The sequence below is a fragment of the Streptomyces sp. NPDC008163 genome, assembly GCF_042956885.1.
Lineage (GTDB): Bacteria > Actinomycetota > Actinomycetes > Streptomycetales > Streptomycetaceae > Streptomyces > Streptomyces drozdowiczii_A.
This window is the reverse complement of record NZ_JBIBHG010000005.1, coordinates 326332-345259: the sequence shown is the minus strand read 5'-3', so window position 1 is coordinate 345259 and position 18928 is coordinate 326332. Positions and strand designations below refer to the sequence as shown.

The following is an 18928-nucleotide window of genomic DNA, read 5'->3' as shown; positions in this document are numbered from 1 at the left end:
TCCTTCCGAAGTTCCCTTGCGTACGGACCAACCTTACGGCCTGCGGCCTCCCCGACCGCAGCCCCCGTGCACGGCCGGGTGCTCGTCTGGTACGGCAGCGTACTGCCGATACATCCGAGCTGTCGGCGGAAAATTCGCGCTTCTCTCTGGACTTGCGGCCTCGGCGGCGGCTATACATCGGATGACCGGAACAGAGGTCCGATGTTATTTCCCCTGGGGGCGCGCATGAGTCAGACCGTCACGGATTTCGAGGTGCACGACATCCGTTTTCCGACCTCGGAACAACTGGACGGCTCGGACGCCATGAACCCCGACCCCGACTACTCGGCCGCCTATGTCGTCCTGCGGACCGACGCCGCCCGCGCGGACGGCGAACCGGCCGAGGGCCATGGCTTCTGCTTCACCATCGGCCGCGGCAACGAGGTCATGGCCGCCGCGATCGAGGCGCTGCGCCCCTATCTGACCGGGCGCCCCGTGCCCCGCACGGCCGCCGACCTCGGCGCCCTGTACCGGGACCTCACCCACGACTCCCCACTCCGTTGGCTCGGCCCGGAGAAGGGCGTGATGCACATGGCGGCCGGCGCGGTGGTCAACGCCGCCTGGGACCTGGCGGCCAAGCTGGCGGGCAGACCCGTCTGGGAGTTCCTGGCCGGGATGACCCCGGAGGAGCTGGTCTCCCTCGTCGACTTCCGCTACCTCACCGACGCCCTCACCCCCGACGAGGCGCTGGCCGTCCTGCGCGCCGCCGAACCGGGGCGCGCCGAACGCGCCGACCGGCTGCGCGCCGAGGGCTACCCCGCGTACACCACCTCGCCCGGCTGGCTCGGCTACTCCGACGACAAGCTGGTCCGGCTCGCCGAGCAGGCCGTCGCCGACGGCTTCACCCAGATCAAGCTCAAGGTCGGCGGCCGGGTCGAGGACGACGTCCGCCGCATGGCGCTCGCCCGCGAGGCCGTCGGACCCGGCGTCCGGATCGCCGTCGACGCCAACCAGCGCTGGGACGTGGCCGACGCCGTCGCCTGGATGACCGCGCTCGCCCCCTACGACCCGCACTGGATCGAGGAGCCCACCAGCCCGGACGACGTACTCGGCCACGCCGCCGTCCGCGCCGGACAGCCGGTCAAGGTCGCCACCGGCGAACACGTCGCCAACCGGGTCGTGTTCAAGCAGCTGCTCCAGGCCGGGGCGGTCGACTTCGTCCAGATCGACGCCGCACGGGTCGCCGGAGTCAACGAGAACCTGGCGATCCTGCTGCTCGCCGCCAAGTACGGCGTCCCGGTCTGCCCGCACGCGGGCGGTGTCGGGCTCTGCGAACTCGTCCAGCACCTCTCGATGTTCGACTACGTGGCCGTCTCCGGCACCCGCGAGGACCGGGTGATCGAGTACGTCGACCACCTCCACGAGCACTTCACCGACCCGGTCGTCCTCGTCAACGGCCGCTACACCGCACCGGCGACCCCCGGCTTCTCGGCCAGGATGCGCCCCGAGTCCATCGCCGCACACCGCTACCCGCAGGGCCCCGTCTGGCAGGCCCGGCGCCACGAGAAGGAGGAGAGCCGATGACCGGCACACGCGACTTCGAGGGGATGAACGCCCTCGTGACCGGCGGCGCCTCCGGCATCGGGGCCGCCGTCACCGCCCTGCTCCTGGAGCGCGGCGCGCGGGTCGCCGTCCTCGACCGGGACACCTCCGGCGCGCCCCGGGGCGCCCTCGCCGTCGAGGCCGACGTCACCGACGACGCGGCCGTGCGCGCCGGGGTGGACCGGGCCGTCGCCGCCATGGGCTCCCTGCACACCCTCGTCTCCAACGCCGGCATCGGCGCCATCGGCACCGTCGCGGACAACGACGACACCGAATGGGCCCGGGTCCTCGACATCAACGTCCTCGGCATGGTCCGCGCCGCCCGGCACGCCCTGCCCCACCTGCGCCGCGCGGCCGCCGAGCGCCCCGGAGCCGTATCCATCACGCACACCTGCTCCATCGCCGCGACCGCCGGGCTGCCCCAGCGGGCCCTGTACAGCGCGAGCAAGGGCGCCGTCCTCGCGCTCACCCTCGCCATGGCCGCCGACCACGTCCGCGAGGGCGTCCGCGTCAACTGCGTCAACCCGGGCACCGCCGACACCCCATGGATCGGCCGGCTGCTCGACCGGGCGGAGGACCCGGCCGCCGAACGCGCCGCGCTGAACGCCCGGCAGCCGCTGGGCCGGCTGGTCTCCGCCGCCGAGGTGGCCGCCGCGATCGGCTACCTCGCGAGCCCCGCCGCGGCCTCCGTGACGGGCGCCGCCCTGGCCGTCGACGGCGGGATGCAGGGTCTGCGCCTGCGCCCCGCCGGCAGCTGAACCCGCACCCCGCCATGCCCACCGGGTCCGAGCCGCGACCCCACACAGGAACGGGATTCCAATGAGAGTGCGTACGACGAGTGCGGCAGCCTGTGCCGTACTGCTGGCCGTCACCGCCCTCGCGGGCTGCAACCGCGAATCGTCGGACGGCGGCGCGGGCGGCGGCAAGGTCGGCATCGACCTGCCGCGCAGCGACAGCGACTTCTGGAACTCCTACCAGAACTACATCAAGAAGGGCGTCAAGGACGGGGAGGTCTCCGCGCTCCCGCTGACCAACTCGCAGAACGACATCGGCAAGCTCGTCGCCAACGTCCAGACCTTCACCGACCAGGGCGCCAAGGCCGTCGTGATGGCCCCCCAGGACACCGGCGCGATAGCCGAGTCGCTCAACACGCTCAACGAGAAGAAGATCCCCGTCGTCAGCGTCGACACCCGCCCGGACAAGGGCGACATCTACATGGTGGTGCGCGCCGACAACAAGGCGTACGGCACCAACGCCTGCAAGTACCTCGGCGAGCAGCTGAAGGGCAAGGGCAAGGTCGTCGAGTTCCAGGGCGACCTGTCCTCCATCAACGGCCGCGACCGCTCCGAGGCGTTCAAGGCGTGCATGGACAAGGACTACCCGGACATCCAGGTGTTCGAGCTGGCCACCGACTGGAAGGGCGACGTCGCCTCCGCGAAGCTCCAGTCCACGCTGGCCGCCCACCCCGACATCAACGGCATCTACATGCAGGCCGGCGGCGTGTTCCTGCAGCCCACCCTGGCGCTTCTGGAACAGAAGAAGCTGCTCAAGCCCGCCGGCACGGACGGCCACATCACCATCATCTCCAACGACGGCATCCCCGAGGAGTTCGACGCCATCCGCGCAGGGAAGATCGACGCCACCATCTCCCAGCCCGCCGACCTGTACGCGAAGTACGCGCTGTATTACGCGAAGGCGGCCCTCGACGGCAAGACGTTCAAGGAGGGCCCCACGGACCACGACTCCACCATCATCAAGATCCCCAACGGCTACGAGGACCAGCTCCCCGCACCCCTGGTGACCAAGGAGAACGTGGACGACCCGAAGCTGTGGGCCAACCAGCTGGAGAAGAAGAGCTAGCCATGGACGCTCAGGCACCACCCGCCGTACAGGCGGAAGGCGTCGTCAAGCGCTTCGGACCGACCGTGGCGCTCGACGGGGTGAAGCTGACCGTGCGGCCCGGCGAGTCCCACGCGCTCGTCGGCCGCAACGGCGCCGGCAAGTCGACCCTGGTCGGCGTCCTCACCGGCCTCCACAAGGCGGACGCGGGCACCGTCACCTTCGGCGGCGAACCCGCCCCCGCCTTCGGGGACACCGCGGCCTGGCAGTCCAGGGTCGCCTGCGTCTACCAGAAGTCCATGGTGGTCCCCGACCTGACCGTCGCCGAGAACCTCTTCCTCAACCGGTTCGAGGAGAACTCCCGCTGGATCAGCTGGGGCAGGCTGCGCAAGCGGGCCGAACGGCTGCTGGCCGCGTACGGCGTCGAGGTCGACCCGAACACCCGGGCGCGCGATCTCGCGGTCGAGCAGCGGCAGTTCGTGGAGATCGCCCGCGCCCTGTCCTTCGGCGCCCGGCTCATCGTCCTGGACGAGCCGACCGCCCAGCTCGACGCCCGGGGCATCGCGCGCCTCTTCGGCAAGCTCCGCGAACTCCAGAGCCGGGGCGTGGCGTTCCTCTTCATCTCGCACCACCTCCAGGAGGTGTACGAGCTGTGCACCGCGGTCACCGTCTACCGCGACGCCCGCCACGTCCTGACCGCGCCCGTCGCCGAGGTCGCCAAGGAGGACCTGGTCGCCGCGATGACCGGCGAGCGGGCGGCCGGGGCCACCGCCTGGCACGCGGCCGGTGACACGGCGCCCGACGCGGGCGCCGAACCCGTGCTGACCACCGAACAGCTGAGCCTCCCCGGCCGGTTCGAGCCCCTGGACCTCCAGGTGCGCCCCGGCGAGGTGCTGGGCCTGGCCGGGGCGGCGGCCAGTGGCAACACCGCCGTCGGCGAGGTGCTGGCCGGCATGCGCAAGGCGGGCGGCGGCACGGTCCGGGTGCGCGGCAGGACCGTACGGGCGGGCAGCGTGCCGGACGCGCTGGCCGCCGGGATCGGCTACATCCCGGAGGACCGGCACGACCAGGGCCTCGTCCTGGAGCGCAGCGTGGCGGAGAACGCCACCCTCACGGTCGCCGACCAGCTCGGCCCCTGGGGGACCGTCCTGCCCTCCCGTACCCGCCGGTTCGCCCGGTCCATGATCGACTCGCTCGACATCAAGACCCAGGGCCCCGAACAGCCCGTCTCCGGGCTCTCCGGCGGGAACCAGCAGAAGGTCGTGGTCGCCCGCGCGCTGGCCCGCGACCCCCGTGTGCTCGTGGCGGTCCGGCCCACGGCGGGCGTCGACGTCAAGTCCAAGGACTCGCTCCTCGGAGTCGTACGCCGGGTCGCCGACGCGGGCAACGCGGCCGTCGTCGTCTCGGACGAACTGGACGACCTGCGGGTCTGCGACCGGGTCCTCGCCCTCTTCCACGGGCGGGTCGTCGCAACGTTCGACAGCGGGTGGACCGACGGGGAACTCGTCGCCGCCATGGAAGGTGTGGGGGAGAGGGAATGACCGGCACGGTACGGCCGTCCACGGCCGAGGACTTCGACACGGCGCCCGAGGCGGGCCCCGGCGGTGACACCGCGCGCAGCAGGCTCAAGCTGATCCGGTGGAGCGACTTCTCGCTGGTGCCGGTGATCCTGGTGCTGATGCTGATCGGCTTCATCGTCTCGCCGGTCTTCCTCACCTCCGACAACCTGATCAGCGTCGTCCAGCAGTCCTCCGAGCTGAGCCTGCTCGTCCTCGGCCAGGCGCTGATCCTCATCTGCGGCCGAATGGACCTCTCGCTGGAGTCCACGATCGGCATCGCACCGGTCGTCGCCATGTGGCTGGTGCTGCCCACCGACGGCGGCCGCTTCGCCGGACTCGGGCTGCTCCCCGCCTGGTCCGCGATCCCGCTCTGCCTGCTGGTCGGGCTGGCCATCGGCGCCGTCAACGGCTTCCTGATGCTGAAGCTCCGGGTCAACGGCTTCATCGCCACGCTCGGCATGCTCACGATGCTGCGCGGCCTCCACATCGGCATCACCGAGGGCAAGTCCATCACCGATGTGCCGGAGTCCTTCCGCTACCTCGGCAAGAGCGAGTGGCTCGGGGTCCCGGCCGCCGTCTGGATCTGCCTGGTCCTCTTCGCGGGCGGCGGCGCCGCGCTCGCCTGGCTGCGCCTTGGACGGGCGCTGTACGCGATCGGCGGCAACCCGGAAGCGGCCCGCGCGGCCGGCATCCGCGTCGACCGGGTCACCTGGATCGTCCTCGCGATCGGCGGCCTGCTCGCCGCCTTCGCCGGCATCCTCTACACCGGTCACTACGGGGCGGTCGCCGCCACCCAGGGCGACGGCTGGATCTTCCAGGTGTTCGCCGCCGCGGTGATCGGCGGCATCAGCCTCAAGGGCGGCCGCGGCACGCTGTTCGGCGCCCTCACCGGTGTCCTGACGCTCCAACTGGTCGTCAACGTCATGACCCTGGGCGGCGTCCCGGCCCTCTGGAACCAGTTCCTGAACGGCGCGATCATCATCGTCGCCCTGATCATCTCCCGCTTCGCGAGCGGCGAGGAGCAGGACTGAACCCTTCGGTCCTCACGTGGTCCTCAAGCGCCGGACGCGCTCCTCCAGCCCGTCCGGCGCTTCTTTTCAAGCCCCTCCGGCGATTGAGGAGCGGGGCCCGGGGCAGAGCCCCGGAACGGTCACAACGTGGACCGCAACCACTGCTCCACGCTCGCCACGTGCACCGTCGCCCACGCCCGAGCCGCCTCCGAGTCCCGATCCCGCAACGCCGCCAGAATCGCCCGATGCTCGTGCAGCGTCCGGCTCACCGCGTCCTCCTGCGTCAGCCCCCGCCACACCCGCGCCCGCGTCGTCGGCCCCGAGAGCCCGTCCAGCAGCGAGCAGAGCACCGAATTGCCGGACGACTGGACGATGCCCCGGTGGAAGTCCAGGTCGCAGGCGACCAGCTCCTCCACCGAAGGATGCTCGCCCAAGGCGTCGAGCTGCGCGCTCAGCGCGTCCAGCTGCTCCTCGGTGATCCGGCTCGCCGCCATCGCCGTCGCCGCGGGCTCCAGGATCCGGCGCACCGCCAGGAACTCCAGCACGGTGTCGTCCCGGTGGAAGTCCACGACGAAGCTCAGCGCCTCCAGGAGCAGCTGCGGGTCCAGGCTCGTCACATACGTGCCGTCGCCCTGGCGGACGTCGAGAATGCGGATCAGCGACAGCGCACGCACCGCCTCCCGCAGCGAATTGCGGGAAAGCCCCAGCTCCGAGGCGAGCTCGCTCTCCTTGGGGAGACGATCGCCGGGCCGAAGCGCACCCGAGACGATCATTCCCTTGATCTTCTCGATGGCCTCGTCGGTGACAGCCATGGGCGACCTCCATACATCCGATGTATCGCCCCATTATGCGGGCACGAAGAGGGCCGGTACGACCGTCGGATCAACTCGTGGTCCGCCGCCCGCACCGGCCCGTCCCCGCTCAGCCGCGCCGCTCGCCGAGCATCTTCTCCACACCGGCCCGGACCTCGTCCGTCGCCAGGCCCCGGATCGTCAGCGTGGTCCGCCGCCGCAGCACGTCGTCCGCGGTCTCGGCCCACTCGTGGTCCCGGGCGTAGGCGACCTGCGCCCAGACCTCCGGGGCTTCCGGGTGGATCCGCTCGGCCAGCGCCGGGTTCTCGTTGGCCAGCCGGGCGATGTCGAAGGCGAGCGAACCGTAGTGCGTGGCCAGGTGGCGCGCGGTGTCGGCGGCCATCCGGGGACCGGGCGTCCCGCCGTCGATCAGCAGCCGGTGCGCCACCGCGTTCGGGGAGGCTATCCCGGGCAGGGGCAGCTTCCTGGGCAGCCGGGCCATCGGCTCCATGTCCTCCGCCAACGGGTGCCCGGGCAGCGCGGCCAGCTTGTTCATCACCGTACGGCCGATGTGGCGGAAGGTCGTCCACTTGCCGCCGGCCACCGACAACATCCCGCCCCGGCCCTCCGTCACGACCGTCTCGCGCTTGGCCTTCGAGGTGTCGCCGGGCCCGCCGGGCAGCACCCGCAGACCGGCGAAGGAGTACGTGATCAGGTCCCGGGAGAGCTGCTGGTCCCGTACCGAGAACGCGGCCTCGTCCAGGATCTGCGCGGTGTCCTTCTCGGTCACCGCGACATCCGCCGGGTCGCCCTCGTACTCCTCGTCCGTCGTGCCGAGGAGCAGCATGTCCTCCCACGGCAGGGCGAACGTGATGCGGTACTTGTCGATCGGCGTGGCCAGCGCGGCCTTCCACGGCCGGGTCCGCTTCAGCACCAGGTGGGCGCCCTTGGACAGGCGTATGGAGGGCGCCGCGTTCGGGTCCTCCATCTTCCGCAGGTGGTCCACCCACGGCCCGGTCGCGTTCAGCACCAGCCGGGCGGTCACCCCGAACTCCGCACCGTCCATGGAGTCCCGCAGCTCCGCGCCCGTCACCCGGCCCCGGGTGAACCGCAGCCCGGTCACCGCCGCGTGGTTGAGCACCACCGCGCCCGCGTCGACGGCCGCGCGGACCGTCATCAGCGCCATCCGCGCGTCGTTCATCTGGTCGTCGCCGTACACCGCGACCGCGCGCAGGTTCTCCGTGCGCAGCTCCGGCACGTCGCGTGCCGCCCGCGCCGGGCTGATCACATGGCCGACGCCGTCGCCGAAGGCGGACAGCGCCGAGTACGCGAACACACCCGCGCCGAGCTTCGCGGCGCCGTGCGGCCCGCCCTTGTAGACCGGCAGGTAGAAGGTGAGCGGGTTGGCCAGGTGCGGGGCGACCTGGCGGGAGACCGCACGGCGCTCGAAGTGGTTCTCCGCCACCAGCTTCACCGCGCCGGTCTGCAGGTAGCGCAGACCGCCGTGGAGCAGCTTGGAGGAGGCGGAGGAGGTGGCGCCGGCGAAGTCACCGGCGTCCACCAGGGCCACCCGCAGTCCGGACTGCGCGGCGTGCCAGGCGGTGGAGATGCCCAGGATGCCGCCGCCGATCACCAGGAGGTCGTACGTCGCCTTGGAGAGCTGCTCCCGGGTCTCGGCGCGGCTCGGGAGGGAGCCGGAGGCCGGATGCGTCCCGAGTGCGGGGACGCTCTGCAGGGTGGTCATGTTCTCTACTCCTCGTCTTCGAGCCAGCCCATGGTGCGTTCCACGGCCTTGAGCCAGCTCTTGTACTCACGGGCGCGGGTGTCCGCGTCCATGCGGGGGGTCCACTCGGCGGCGCGGCGCCAGTTGGCGCGCAGCGCGTCGGTGTCCGGCCAGAAGCCGACGGCCAGGCCGGCGGCGTAGGCGGCGCCGAGGCAGGTGGTCTCGGCGACCATCGGCCGCACCACGGGCGCGTCCAGGAAGTCGGCGAGCGTCTGCATCAGCAGGTTGTTGGAGGTCATGCCGCCGTCGACCTTGAGCGCGGTCAGCTCGACGCCGGAGTCCTTGGTCATGGCGTCACTGATCTCACGCGTCTGCCAGGCGGTGGCTTCGAGCACGGCGCGGGCGATGTGCGCCTTGGTGACGTAGCGGGTGAGACCGGCGATGACACCGCGGGCGTCGGGGCGCCAGTACGGGGCGAACAGGCCGGAGAACGCGGGCACGAAGTACGCGCCGCCGTTGTCCTCCACCGAGGAGGCCAGGGTCTCGATCTCGGCCGCGGACTGGATCAGCCCCATCTGGTCGCGCATCCACTGCACCAGCGAACCGGTGACGGCGATCGACCCCTCCAGGGCGTACACCGCCTTCTGGTCGCCGATCCGGTAGCCGACCGTCGTCAGCAGCCCGTTGTACGAGTTGACGGGCGTCTCACCGGTGTTGATCAGCATGAAGGTGCCGGTGCCGTACGTGGACTTGGCCTCGCCCTCGGCGAAACACGTCTGGCCGAACAGCGCCGCCTGCTGGTCGCCCAGCGCGGAGGCCACCGGCACACCGTCGAGCACGCCGCCCTTGGTGGTGCCGTACACCTCGGCGGAGGAGCGGATCTCGGGCAGCACGGCCATGGGCACGCCGATGGACGAACAGATCTTCTCGTCCCACTGCATGGTGTGCAGGTTCATCAGGAGCGTCCGCGAGGCGTTGGTGACGTCGGTGACGTGCACGCCGCCCTCGGTGCCGCCGGTCAGGTTCCAGATGACCCAGGAGTCCATGGTGCCGAAGAGGATGTCGCCGCGCTCGGCCCGCTCGCGCAGCCCCTCGACGTTGTCGAGCAGCCAGCGGACCTTGGGCCCGGCGAAGTACGAGGCGAGCGGCAGCCCGGTCTCGCGGCGGAAGCGGTCCTGGCCCACGTTGCGGCCGAGCTCCTTGCAGAGCCCGTCCGTACGGGTGTCCTGCCAGACGAGGGCGTTGTGGACGGGCTCACCGGTGTGCTTGTCCCACAGCAGGGTGGTCTCGCGCTGGTTGGTGATGCCGATCGCCTTGACATCGGCGGCGGTGATGCCGGCCTTGGAGATCGCCCCGGCGACGACTTCCTGGACGTTCTCCCAGATTTCGGCCGCGTTGTGTTCGACCCAGCCCGGCTTGGGAAAGATCTGCTCGTGCTCCTTCTGGTCGACGGAGACGATCCGCCCGTCCTTGTCGAAGACGATGCAGCGGCTGGAGGTCGTGCCTTGGTCGATGGCCGCGATGAACGGCCCTGCGCCGTGGCTGCCGGTGGTGTGTGCGTCGGTCACGGTGTGCTCCCGGAGGTCTGTGCGGTGAGGTGTGGGGGCGGGTCAGGCGAAGGCGAGGTTGTAGAGGCCGCCCGCGAGTGCGCCGCCGATCAGGGGGCCGACGATCGGGACCCATGCGTAGCCCCAGTCGGAGCCGCCCTTGTTCGGCAGCGGAAGCAGCGCGTGCACGATACGCGGACCGAGGTCGCGGACCGGGTTGATCGCGTACCCCGTCGGGCCGCCGAGCGACAGGCCGATGCCGACGACGACCAGGGCGGTGATCAGCGCGCCCAGCGTGCCGAGCCCGTTGCCGTCGTCGTTGAGGCCCTGGGTGAGGATGGCGAGGACCAGCACGACCGTGGCGATGACCTCGGTGAGGACGTTCTGCACGGCGTTGCGGATCTCGGGGCCGGTCGAGAAGACACCGAGCACCGGTCCGGCCTTGGGGGCCGCGGCCGGGTCGACCATGCCCTCTTCACCCGAGTGGGCGCGCAGCACGTCCTGATCGGTCAGGTGCGCCCGGAACTGTCCGTAGTAGGTGAGCCAGACCAGCACCGCGCCGATCATCGCGCCGAGCAGCTGGGAGGCGAGATAGAGCGGCACGTCGCCCCACTTGGTGCCGCCCTCGATCGCCAGGCCGATGGTGACGGCCGGGTTGAGGTGCGCCCCCGACACGCCGCCTGCGAGATACGCGCCGGTCAGTACCGCGAAGCCCCACCCGAAGGTGATGGCGACCCAGCCGGCGTTCTGCGCCTTCGAATGCTTGAGCGTGACGGCGGCACAGACACCGCCGCCGAGCAGGATGAGTACGGCGGTACCGATGGTCTCGCCGATGAAGATGTCGGAGCTGGACACCCGCGACTCCTTTGTCCTTCGTCCAGGAAGCCGAACCCCGGGTCCCTCCGGTGGTCCGCGCCCTCGTGTGAGGGCTTGGCCGGCCCTAGGCACGCTCACACCCTAACGCGAATATCCGTTAAGTGTTCGACAATGCCGACCGGTGAACGGCAGTGTTTCTCCCGGGTGAAGGCAGCGTCAAGAGGGATGTGACGTACGAATCGATCGTTACGAGGGAAGCCGGCCGGGTATCCGGGCGGCTCAGAAGCGACGGGCGCCCAGGTCCCGAGAGACCGCGCGGGCGCAGTCGCGGACCGCCGCGACCAGCTCGGGGCGCAGCTCGCCGTCCTTGCAGACCCGCTCCACCGCCCCCGTGATGGCTATGGCTCCCACCGGCATCCGGCGCCGGTCGTGGATCGGCGCGGCCACCGCGGCCACGCCCTCCCAGGTCTCCTCCACGTCGGACCCCCAGCCGCGGGCCCGCACCAGGTCGAGCACCCCCTCGAACTCCTCGGCGCCGGTCACCGTCCGGGGCGTGAACGGCTGCCGCTCCGCCTCCATCGCCTCGGTGTGCGCCACCGGGTCGTACGCGGCCAGCACCTTGCCCAGGGCCGTGGAGTGCAGCGGCTGCATGGCGCCCACCTCGAGCACCTGGCGGCTGTCGTCGGGCCGGAAGACGTGGTGGACGATGAGGACGCCCTGCTGGTGCAGCACGCCCAGATGGACGCTCTCGCCGCTGGACCGGGCCAGGTCGTCCGTCCAGACCAGGGCCCGGGCCCGCAGCTCGTGGACGTCGAGGTAGCTGTTGCCCAGGCGCAGCAGCTCCGCGCCCAGCTGATAGCGGCCGGAGGCGGTGTCCTGCTCCACGAAGCCCTCGTGCTGGAGAGTGCGCAGGATGCCGTGTGCGGTGCCCTTGGCCAGGCCCAGTGAGGAGGCGATGTCGGACAGCCCGAGCCGCCGCTCGCCGCCTGCCAGCAGCCGCAGCATCGCGGCCGCCCGCTCCAGCGACTGGATGTTCTTGGCCATCGCGCCGTACCCCTCCATCGTGTTCGACAATGCTGAACACTATCGGCCGATGCCGACCCGTGCTCGACCGCGGGGGAATTCCACAGCACCCCGCGACACCGGAACCCCCGTCATCAGGATGCCGTCCGGCTCGTGGGACAGAGTGACGGCCCGGCTCGCGGCCCGGCTACCCTGGCCGGGTGCGCCTTCCGCCGAAGACGCAAAGCCGACAGCCGTCGCATCCCAGGGAGTACATCCATGGCCTCGTCGCCGACCCCTTCCGCCGACAGCCGGAACCGATCCGCAGCCCTCCGTGAGGCGCTCGCCACCCGCGTGGTGGTGGCCGACGGCGCGATGGGCACCATGCTCCAGGCCCAGGACCCGACCCTTGAGGACTTCCAGCAGCTGGAAGGCTGCAACGAGATCCTCAACCTCACCCGGCCGGACATCGTGCGCTCCGTGCACGAGGCGTACTACGCCGTCGGCGTGGACTGCGTCGAGACGAACACCTTCGGGGCCAACACGGCGGCGCTCGGCGAGTACGACATCCCCGAGCGGGTCCACGAGCTGTCCGAGGCCGGTGCGCGCATCGCCCGCGAGGTCGCCGACGAGTACACCTCCTCCACCGGCGAGCAGCGCTGGGTGCTCGGCTCCATGGGCCCCGGCACCAAGCTTCCGACCCTCGGTCACATCGCGTACGCCACCGTCCGCGACGGCTTCCAGGCGAACGCCGAGGGCCTGATCGCCGGCGGCGCCGACGCGCTGATCGTTGAGACGACGCAGGACCTCCTCCAGACCAAGGCCGCCGTCCTCGGTGCCCGCCGCGCCCTCGACGCCCTCGGCAGCGACCTCCCGCTGCTCTGCTCCCTGGCCTTCGAGACGACCGGCACCATGCTGCTGGGCTCCGAGATCGGCGCGGCCCTGACCGCCCTGGAACCCCTCGGCATCGACATGATCGGCCTGAACTGCTCGACCGGTCCGGACGAGATGAGCGAGCACCTGCGCTACCTCACCCGGCACTCCCGCATCCCGCTGCTCTGCATGCCCAACGCCGGACTGCCGGTACTCACCAAGGACGGCGCGCACTTCCCGCTCGACGCCGAGGGTCTCGCCGACGCGCAGGAGACGTTCGTCCAGGAGTACGGCCTCTCGCTGGTCGGCGGCTGCTGCGGTACGACCCCGGAGCACCTGCGCCAGGTGGTCGAGCGCGTACGCGGCACGGCCCCCGGCGCCCGCGACCCGCGCCCCGAGCCCGGCGCCGCCTCGCTCTACCAGACCATCCCGTTCCGCCAGGACACCGCGTACCTGGCGATCGGTGAGCGTACGAACGCCAACGGTTCCAAGAAGTTCCGCGAGGCCATGCTGGAGGCCCGCTGGGACGACTGCGTCGAGATGGCCCGCGACCAGATCCGCGAGGGCGCCCACATGCTCGACCTGTGCGTCGACTACGTGGGCCGCGACGGCGTCGCCGACATGGACGAGCTGGCCGGCCGCTTCGCCACCGCCTCCACGCTGCCGATCGTCCTGGACTCCACGGAGCTGGACGTGTTGCGCACCGGCCTGGAACGGCTGGGCGGGCGCGCGGTCCTCAACTCGGTCAACTACGAGGACGGGGACGGGCCCGAGTCCCGCTTCGCCAAGGTCACCCAGCTGGCCGCCGAGCACGGCGCGGCGCTCATCGCCCTGACCATCGACGAGGAGGGCCAGGCCCGTACGGCCGAGCACAAGGTCGCCATCGCGGAACGGCTCATCGCCGACCTGACCGGCACTTGGGGCATCCAGGAGTCGGACATCCTCATCGACACCCTGACCTTCACCATCTGCACCGGCCAGGAGGAGTCCCGCAAGGACGGGATCGCCACCATCGAGGCGATTCGCGAGCTGAAGCGGCTCCACCCGGACGTGCAGACGACCCTGGGCCTGTCGAACATCTCCTTCGGCCTGAACCCGGCCGCCCGGGTCGTGCTCAACTCCGTCTTCCTGGACGAGTGCGTGAAGGCGGGGCTGGACTCGGCCATCGTGCACGCCTCGAAGATCCTGCCGATCGCCCGGCTTGAGGAGGAGCAGGTCAAGGTCGCGCTCGACCTGATCTACGACCGCCGCGCCGAGGGTTACGACCCCCTCCAGAAGCTCATGGAGCTGTTCGAGGGCGTCAACATGAAGTCCCTCAAGGAGGGCAAGGCCGAGGAACTGGCCGCCCTCCCGCTGGACGAGCGGCTCCAGCGCCGGATCATCGACGGCGAGAAGAACGGCCTGGAGGCCGACCTCTCCGAGGCGCTGAAGGACACGCCGGCGCTCGACATCGTCAACAACACCCTCCTGGAGGGCATGAAGGTCGTCGGCGAGCTGTTCGGCTCCGGGCAGATGCAGCTGCCGTTCGTCCTCCAGTCCGCCGAGGTCATGAAGAGCGCGGTCGCCTACCTCGAACCGCACATGGAGAAGTCGGACGCCGAGGGCAAGGGCACCATCGTCCTGGCCACCGTCCGCGGCGACGTCCACGACATCGGTAAGAACCTCGTCGACATCATCCTCTCCAACAACGGGTTCAACGTCGTCAACATCGGCATCAAGCAGCCCGTCTCCGCGATCCTGGAGGCCGCCGAGGAGCACAAGGCCGACGTCATCGGGATGTCCGGCCTCCTCGTCAAGTCCACGGTGATCATGAAGGAGAACCTGGAGGAGCTGAACCAGCGCAAGCTGGCCGCCGACTACCCGGTGATCCTCGGCGGCGCCGCGCTCACCCGCGCCTACGTCGAGCAGGACCTCCACGAGATCTACGAGGGCGAGGTGCGCTACGCGCGCGACGCCTTCGAGGGCCTGCGCCTCATGGACGCGCTCATCGCCGTCAAGCGCGGCGTCCCCGGCGCCACGCTGCCCGAACTCAAGCAGCGCCGCGTCCCCAAGCGCGACTCCGCCGTCCTGGAGGTGACCGAGCCGGAGGAGGGCGTCCGCTCCGACGTCTCCGTCACCAACCCGGTTCCCACCCCGCCGTTCTGGGGCAGCCGGGTCGTCAAGGGCATCCAGCTCAAGGAGTACGCCTCCTGGCTGGACGAGGGCGCCCTCTTCAAGGGCCAGTGGGGTCTCAAGCAGGCCAGGGCCGGCGACGGACCCACGTACGAGGAGCTGGCCGAGAGCGAGGGACGTCCGCGGCTGCGCGGCCTCCTCGACCGGCTCCAGACGGACAACCTGCTCGAAGCAGCCGTCGTCTACGGCTACTACCCCTGCGTCTCCAAGGGCGACGACCTCATCCTGCTCCACGAGGACGGCTCCGAGCGCACCCGCTTCACGTTCCCGCGCCAGCGCCGCGGCCGCCGCCTCTGCCTGGCGGACTTCTTCCGCCCCGAGGAGTCCGGCGAGACGGACGTCATCGGCCTCCAGGTCGTCACCGTCGGCTCCAGGATCGGCGGCGAGACCGCCAAGCTCTTCGAGGCCAACGCCTACCGCGACTACCTGGAGCTGCACGGCCTCTCCGTCCAGCTCGCCGAGGCCCTGGCCGAGTACTGGCACGCCCGGGTCCGCTCGGAACTCGGCTTCGCGGGGGAGGACCCGGCGCAGGTCGAGGACATGTTCGCGCTGAAGTACCGCGGCGCGCGCTTCTCGCTCGGTTACGGCGCCTGCCCGGAGCTGGAGGACCGCGCCAAGATCGCGGACCTGCTCCAGCCGGAGCGGATCGGCGTCCACCTCTCCGAGGAGTTCCAGCTGCACCCCGAGCAGTCGACCGACGCGATCGTCATCCACCACCCGGAGGCGAAGTACTTCAACGCGCGGTAAGACTCCGTTCGACGCGTCGTAGCCGATCACGTCGTACACTGGTCGGTCCAGCGCAGGCCGGTCGCCCATCCTCCGGGACGGGTGGCCGGCCTTCTCGTCCCTCATGGAAGGTGTGCCGGATGACCAGTACGGTTCCCGCGTCCCTGACCCGCACGGCGGAGGGCGCTGCCCTCCAGGCCGTCTTTCTCGACATGGACGGCACCCTGGTCGACACCGAGGGCTTCTGGTGGGAGGTCGAGGTCGAGGTCTTCGCCGGGCTCGGGCACCGGCTGGACGAGGCATGGCGGGACGTGGTCGTCGGCGGCCCCATGTCGCGCAGCACCGGCTACCTCATCGAGGCGACCGGCGCGGACATCACCCTCGACGAGGCCGCCGTCCTGCTCAACGACCGGTTCGAGAAGCGCATCGGCAACGGGGTGCCGCTGATGCCCGGCGCCGCCCGCCTCCTCGCCGAACTGCGCCGGCACGAGATCCCCACCGCCCTCGTCTCCGCCTCGCACCGCCGCATCATCGACCGGGTCCTGGACTCGGTGGGCCGCCACCACTTCGCGCTCACCGTCGCCGGCGACGAGGTCACCCGCACCAAGCCGCACCCCGAGCCCTACCTCACCGCCGCGCGCGGCTTCGGCGCCGACCCCCGGCTGTGCGCCGTCATCGAGGACACCGCGACCGGGGTGGCCGCCGCCGAGGCCGCCGGCTGCCGGGTGGTCGCCGTGCCCTCGGTCTCCCCGATCGCACCCGCCGAGGGCCGGGTGGTCGTGGGATCCCTGGAGGAAGTGAATCTCACATTCCTTCGGGGCCTCATCAACTGAATGCACAGGTGCGGGTACCGAGAGTATTCCTGTGAATGAAAGGAAAAGCTCTCGCGATGGCCGTGCGAAAGAATTCCGCGCACGACCCCCGTCCCATATTCCGGAACGCGGCCGCTAATGTATTTCTCCCTGAACCGATGAGGGAGAACGGCCAACCATGAAACGCAAGACCCTGGTGCTGCCGGCCGTCGCGGGCCTCCTGGCGCCCGTGCTCGCCGGCTGCGGCGCGGCGGGCGGCGGCACCGCGGGGAGCGGCGGCGCCATCGTCGTCGGCACCACGGACCGGATCGCCGCCTCCACCGAGGCGCCCGCCCCGCTCGACCCGGCCGTCGGCTACGAGGCGGGCGTCTGGAACGTCCTGCGGCAGACCGTGCAGACCCTGATGGCCACCCCGCGCGGCGGTGGCCTCCCGGTCCCCGAAGCGGCCGAGAGCTGCGGCTTCACGGACCGCGAGAGCGAGAGCTACCGCTGCCGGCTGCGCGCCGGGCTCACCTTCGCGGACGGCGACCCCGTCACCGCCGACGACGTGAAGTACTCCCTCGACCGGGTGCGGCGCATCAAGTCCGCGAACGGGCCCGCCGCCTTCCTGGAGAACATCGACACCGTCGAGACCGCCGGTGTCCGCGAGGTCGTCTTCCACCTCAAGACCCCCGACGCCACCTTCCCGTACAAGCTCGCCACCCCGCCCGCCGGAATCGTCCCGCGCGACCTGTACCCCGCGAATTCCGCCCGCAGCGGATTCCAGGTGGACGGCTCGGGGCCGTACACCATGAAACCGGAAGTGAAATCCGGGCGGGTTGTGAAAATATCCTTCACGAGGAATCCCCATTACCGGGGGAGCTACGAGGTGCGCAGCGAATCCGTCGAACTCGACCTCTTTCCCGACGCCACCGCCATGGGCAAGGCGTTCGACGCCGAGAAGATCGACATGATGGCCCGCACCCTCTCCACCGACCAGGCGCAGCGGATGCTGGCCAAGCCCGAGAACGGGGTCCGGCTCACCGAGATGCCCGGACTCGCCATCAGCTACCTCGGCTTCGACACCGAGGAGCCCGCCCTCAGGAACAAGGCCGTCCGCCAGGCCATCGCCCAGGTGATCGACCGGGGCAGGATCGCGAGCGAGGTCTACGGGACCACCGTCGAACCGCTGTACTCACTCATCCCGAGCGGGATCACCGCCCACGACAACGCGTTCTACAGCGCCTACGGCGAACCCAGCGCCGCCAAGGCCGCCGCCCTCCTCGAAAAGGCCGGGATCCGGACGCCCGTACGCTTCACGCTGCACTACACCGACGACCACTACGGCCGGGACACCGCCTCCGAGTTCCAGGCGCTGAAGAAGCAGCTCAACGACACCGGGCTCTTCGACATCACCGTCGAGGGCACCCCCTGGACGCGCTACCGCCCCGCCGAACTCCGCGGCGACTACGCCGCCTACGGCATGGGCTGGTTCCCCGACTTCCCGGACCCGGACAACTACACGGCGCCCTTCCTCGGCCCGGACAACTTCCTCGGCTCTCCCTACACCTCGACCGAGGCCCGGAACCTCATCGCGCACTCCCGCCGCCAGGCCGACCGGAGCGACGCCGCACCCGCCTTCGAACGGCTCCAGGACATCGTCGCCCGGGACGTGCCCGTCCTCCCGCTCTGGCAGGGCAAGCAGTACGTCGCCTCCCGCGAGGAACTGAGCGGCGTCGAATGGGCCGTCGACTCGGGCGCCGACCTCCACCTCTGGGAAATGGGCCGGGGCACCGACTAGGCCCCGCGCCCCGGTGTCACTGCGCGCCGGGGCGCACCAGGCCGCTCTCGTACGCGTACACCGCGGCCTGGACCCGGTCGCGCAGGCCCAGCTTCGTCAGCACGTGGCCCACATGGGTCTTCACCGTCGTCTCGCTGACGAACAGGTCGGCGGCGATCTCCGCGTTCGACAGGCCGCGCGCCACCAGCTTCAGCACCTCGACCTCGCGGTCCGTCAGCGTGTGCAGCGTGTCCGGCACGGGCTCCTCGCCCGACGGCAGATGGTCCGCGTACTTGTCGAGCAGCCGGCGCGTCACGCTCGGGGCGAGCATCGCCTCGCCGCCCGCCACCACCCGGATCGCCTGCACCAGCTCATCGGCCGGCGCGTCCTTCAGCAGAAAGCCGCTCGCTCCGGCGCGCAGCGCCTCCACCACGTACTCGTCCAGGTCGAACGTGGTCAGCACCAGCACCTTCGCCGGACCGTCCCGGCCGGGACCGGTGATCTGCCGGGTCGCCTCGACGCCGTCCATCCGCGGCATCCGGATGTCCATCAGCACCACGTCGGGCTGGAGCGCGCGCACCTGGTCGAGAGCCTGGAGACCGTCACCGGCCTCACCCACCACCGCCAGATCGCCCTCGGCCTCCAGGATCATCCGGAAGCCCGTGCGCAGCAGCGGTTGGTCGTCGACCAGAAGGACGCGGATAGCCACCAGATCTCC

At 70.7% G+C, this 18928-nt stretch carries 14 protein-coding genes; 8 read left to right on the top strand and 6 right to left on the bottom strand.

Annotated features, from left to right (window positions below; all coding sequences use genetic code 11):
- Positions 1–225 precede the first annotated feature (225 nt).
- The 5 genes from ACFZAT_RS14175 (at position 226) to ACFZAT_RS14155 (ending at position 6010) form a co-directional block, all read left to right on the top strand.
- Positions 226–1563, top strand: coding sequence for an enolase C-terminal domain-like protein (locus ACFZAT_RS14175; protein WP_391264056.1), 1338 nt, complete (start codon positions 226–228; stop codon positions 1561–1563).
- Positions 1560–2339 carry an SDR family oxidoreductase gene (locus ACFZAT_RS14170; protein ID WP_391264054.1) on the top strand — a complete coding sequence of 260 codons (780 nt, stop codon included), beginning with the start codon at positions 1560–1562 and terminating at the stop codon, positions 2337–2339. Before ACFZAT_RS14175 ends, ACFZAT_RS14170 begins: the two co-directional genes overlap by 4 nt.
- Positions 2340–2400: 61 nt before the next feature.
- Positions 2401–3441: a substrate-binding domain-containing protein gene (locus tag ACFZAT_RS14165; RefSeq protein WP_391264053.1), complete on the top strand. Its 1041-nt coding sequence runs from the start codon at positions 2401–2403 to the stop codon at positions 3439–3441.
- A 2-nt stretch (positions 3442–3443) separates the two neighbouring features.
- Positions 3444–4961: an ATP-binding cassette domain-containing protein gene (locus ACFZAT_RS14160; protein ID WP_391264051.1), complete on the top strand. Its 1518-nt coding sequence runs from the start codon at positions 3444–3446 to the stop codon at positions 4959–4961.
- Positions 4958–6010, top strand: a complete 1053-nt coding sequence (locus ACFZAT_RS14155) for an ABC transporter permease (protein WP_391264050.1) — start codon at positions 4958–4960, stop codon at positions 6008–6010. The genes ACFZAT_RS14160 and ACFZAT_RS14155 overlap by 4 nt, the downstream gene beginning before the upstream one ends.
- Before the next feature lie 119 nt (positions 6011–6129).
- Here the strand turns inward: ACFZAT_RS14155 and ACFZAT_RS14150 are convergent, their stop codons facing one another.
- From ACFZAT_RS14150 to ACFZAT_RS14130, 5 genes are all read right to left on the bottom strand, one after another.
- On the bottom strand, positions 6130–6801 hold the full coding sequence (locus ACFZAT_RS14150; protein WP_391264048.1) for an FCD domain-containing protein: 672 nt from the start codon (positions 6799–6801) through the stop codon (positions 6130–6132).
- 109 nt (positions 6802–6910) lie between these two features.
- A complete protein-coding gene (locus ACFZAT_RS14145) occupies positions 6911–8524 on the bottom strand; it encodes an FAD-dependent oxidoreductase (RefSeq protein WP_391264046.1) in 1614 nt (537 codons plus the stop codon).
- A gap of 5 nt (positions 8525–8529) precedes the next feature.
- Positions 8530–10071, bottom strand: a complete 1542-nt coding sequence (gene glpK / locus ACFZAT_RS14140; protein ID WP_391264044.1) for a glycerol kinase GlpK — start codon at positions 10069–10071, stop codon at positions 8530–8532.
- 42 nt (positions 10072–10113) lie between these two features.
- Complete coding sequence (locus tag ACFZAT_RS14135) at positions 10114–10905, bottom strand: MIP family channel protein (protein WP_391264042.1); 792 nt, start codon at positions 10903–10905, stop codon at positions 10114–10116.
- Positions 10906–11145: 240 nt separating this feature from the next.
- Positions 11146–11928: an IclR family transcriptional regulator C-terminal domain-containing protein gene (locus ACFZAT_RS14130; RefSeq protein ID WP_391264285.1), complete on the bottom strand. Its 783-nt coding sequence runs from the start codon at positions 11926–11928 to the stop codon at positions 11146–11148.
- Positions 11929–12147: 219 nt separating this feature from the next.
- Here ACFZAT_RS14130 and metH point away from each other — a divergent pair, with 219 nt between their 5' ends.
- The 3 genes from metH (at position 12148) to ACFZAT_RS14115 (ending at position 18231) form a co-directional block, all read left to right on the top strand.
- Positions 12148–15660 carry a methionine synthase gene (gene metH, locus ACFZAT_RS14125; protein ID WP_391264040.1) on the top strand — a complete coding sequence of 1171 codons (3513 nt, stop codon included), beginning with the start codon at positions 12148–12150 and terminating at the stop codon, positions 15658–15660.
- Positions 15661–15779: 119 nt separating this feature from the next.
- Positions 15780–16472, top strand: a complete 693-nt coding sequence (locus ACFZAT_RS14120) for an HAD-IA family hydrolase (protein WP_391264038.1) — start codon at positions 15780–15782, stop codon at positions 16470–16472.
- A 157-nt stretch (positions 16473–16629) separates the two neighbouring features.
- Positions 16630–18231, top strand: a complete 1602-nt coding sequence (locus ACFZAT_RS14115) for an ABC transporter substrate-binding protein (RefSeq protein ID WP_391264036.1) — start codon at positions 16630–16632, stop codon at positions 18229–18231.
- Positions 18232–18247: 16 nt separating this feature from the next.
- On the opposite strand, the gene ACFZAT_RS14110 is transcribed toward ACFZAT_RS14115, so the two are convergent.
- Complete coding sequence (locus tag ACFZAT_RS14110) at positions 18248–18919, bottom strand: response regulator transcription factor (RefSeq protein ID WP_018103734.1); 672 nt, start codon at positions 18917–18919, stop codon at positions 18248–18250.
- Between the last annotated feature and the right edge of the window lie 9 nt (positions 18920–18928).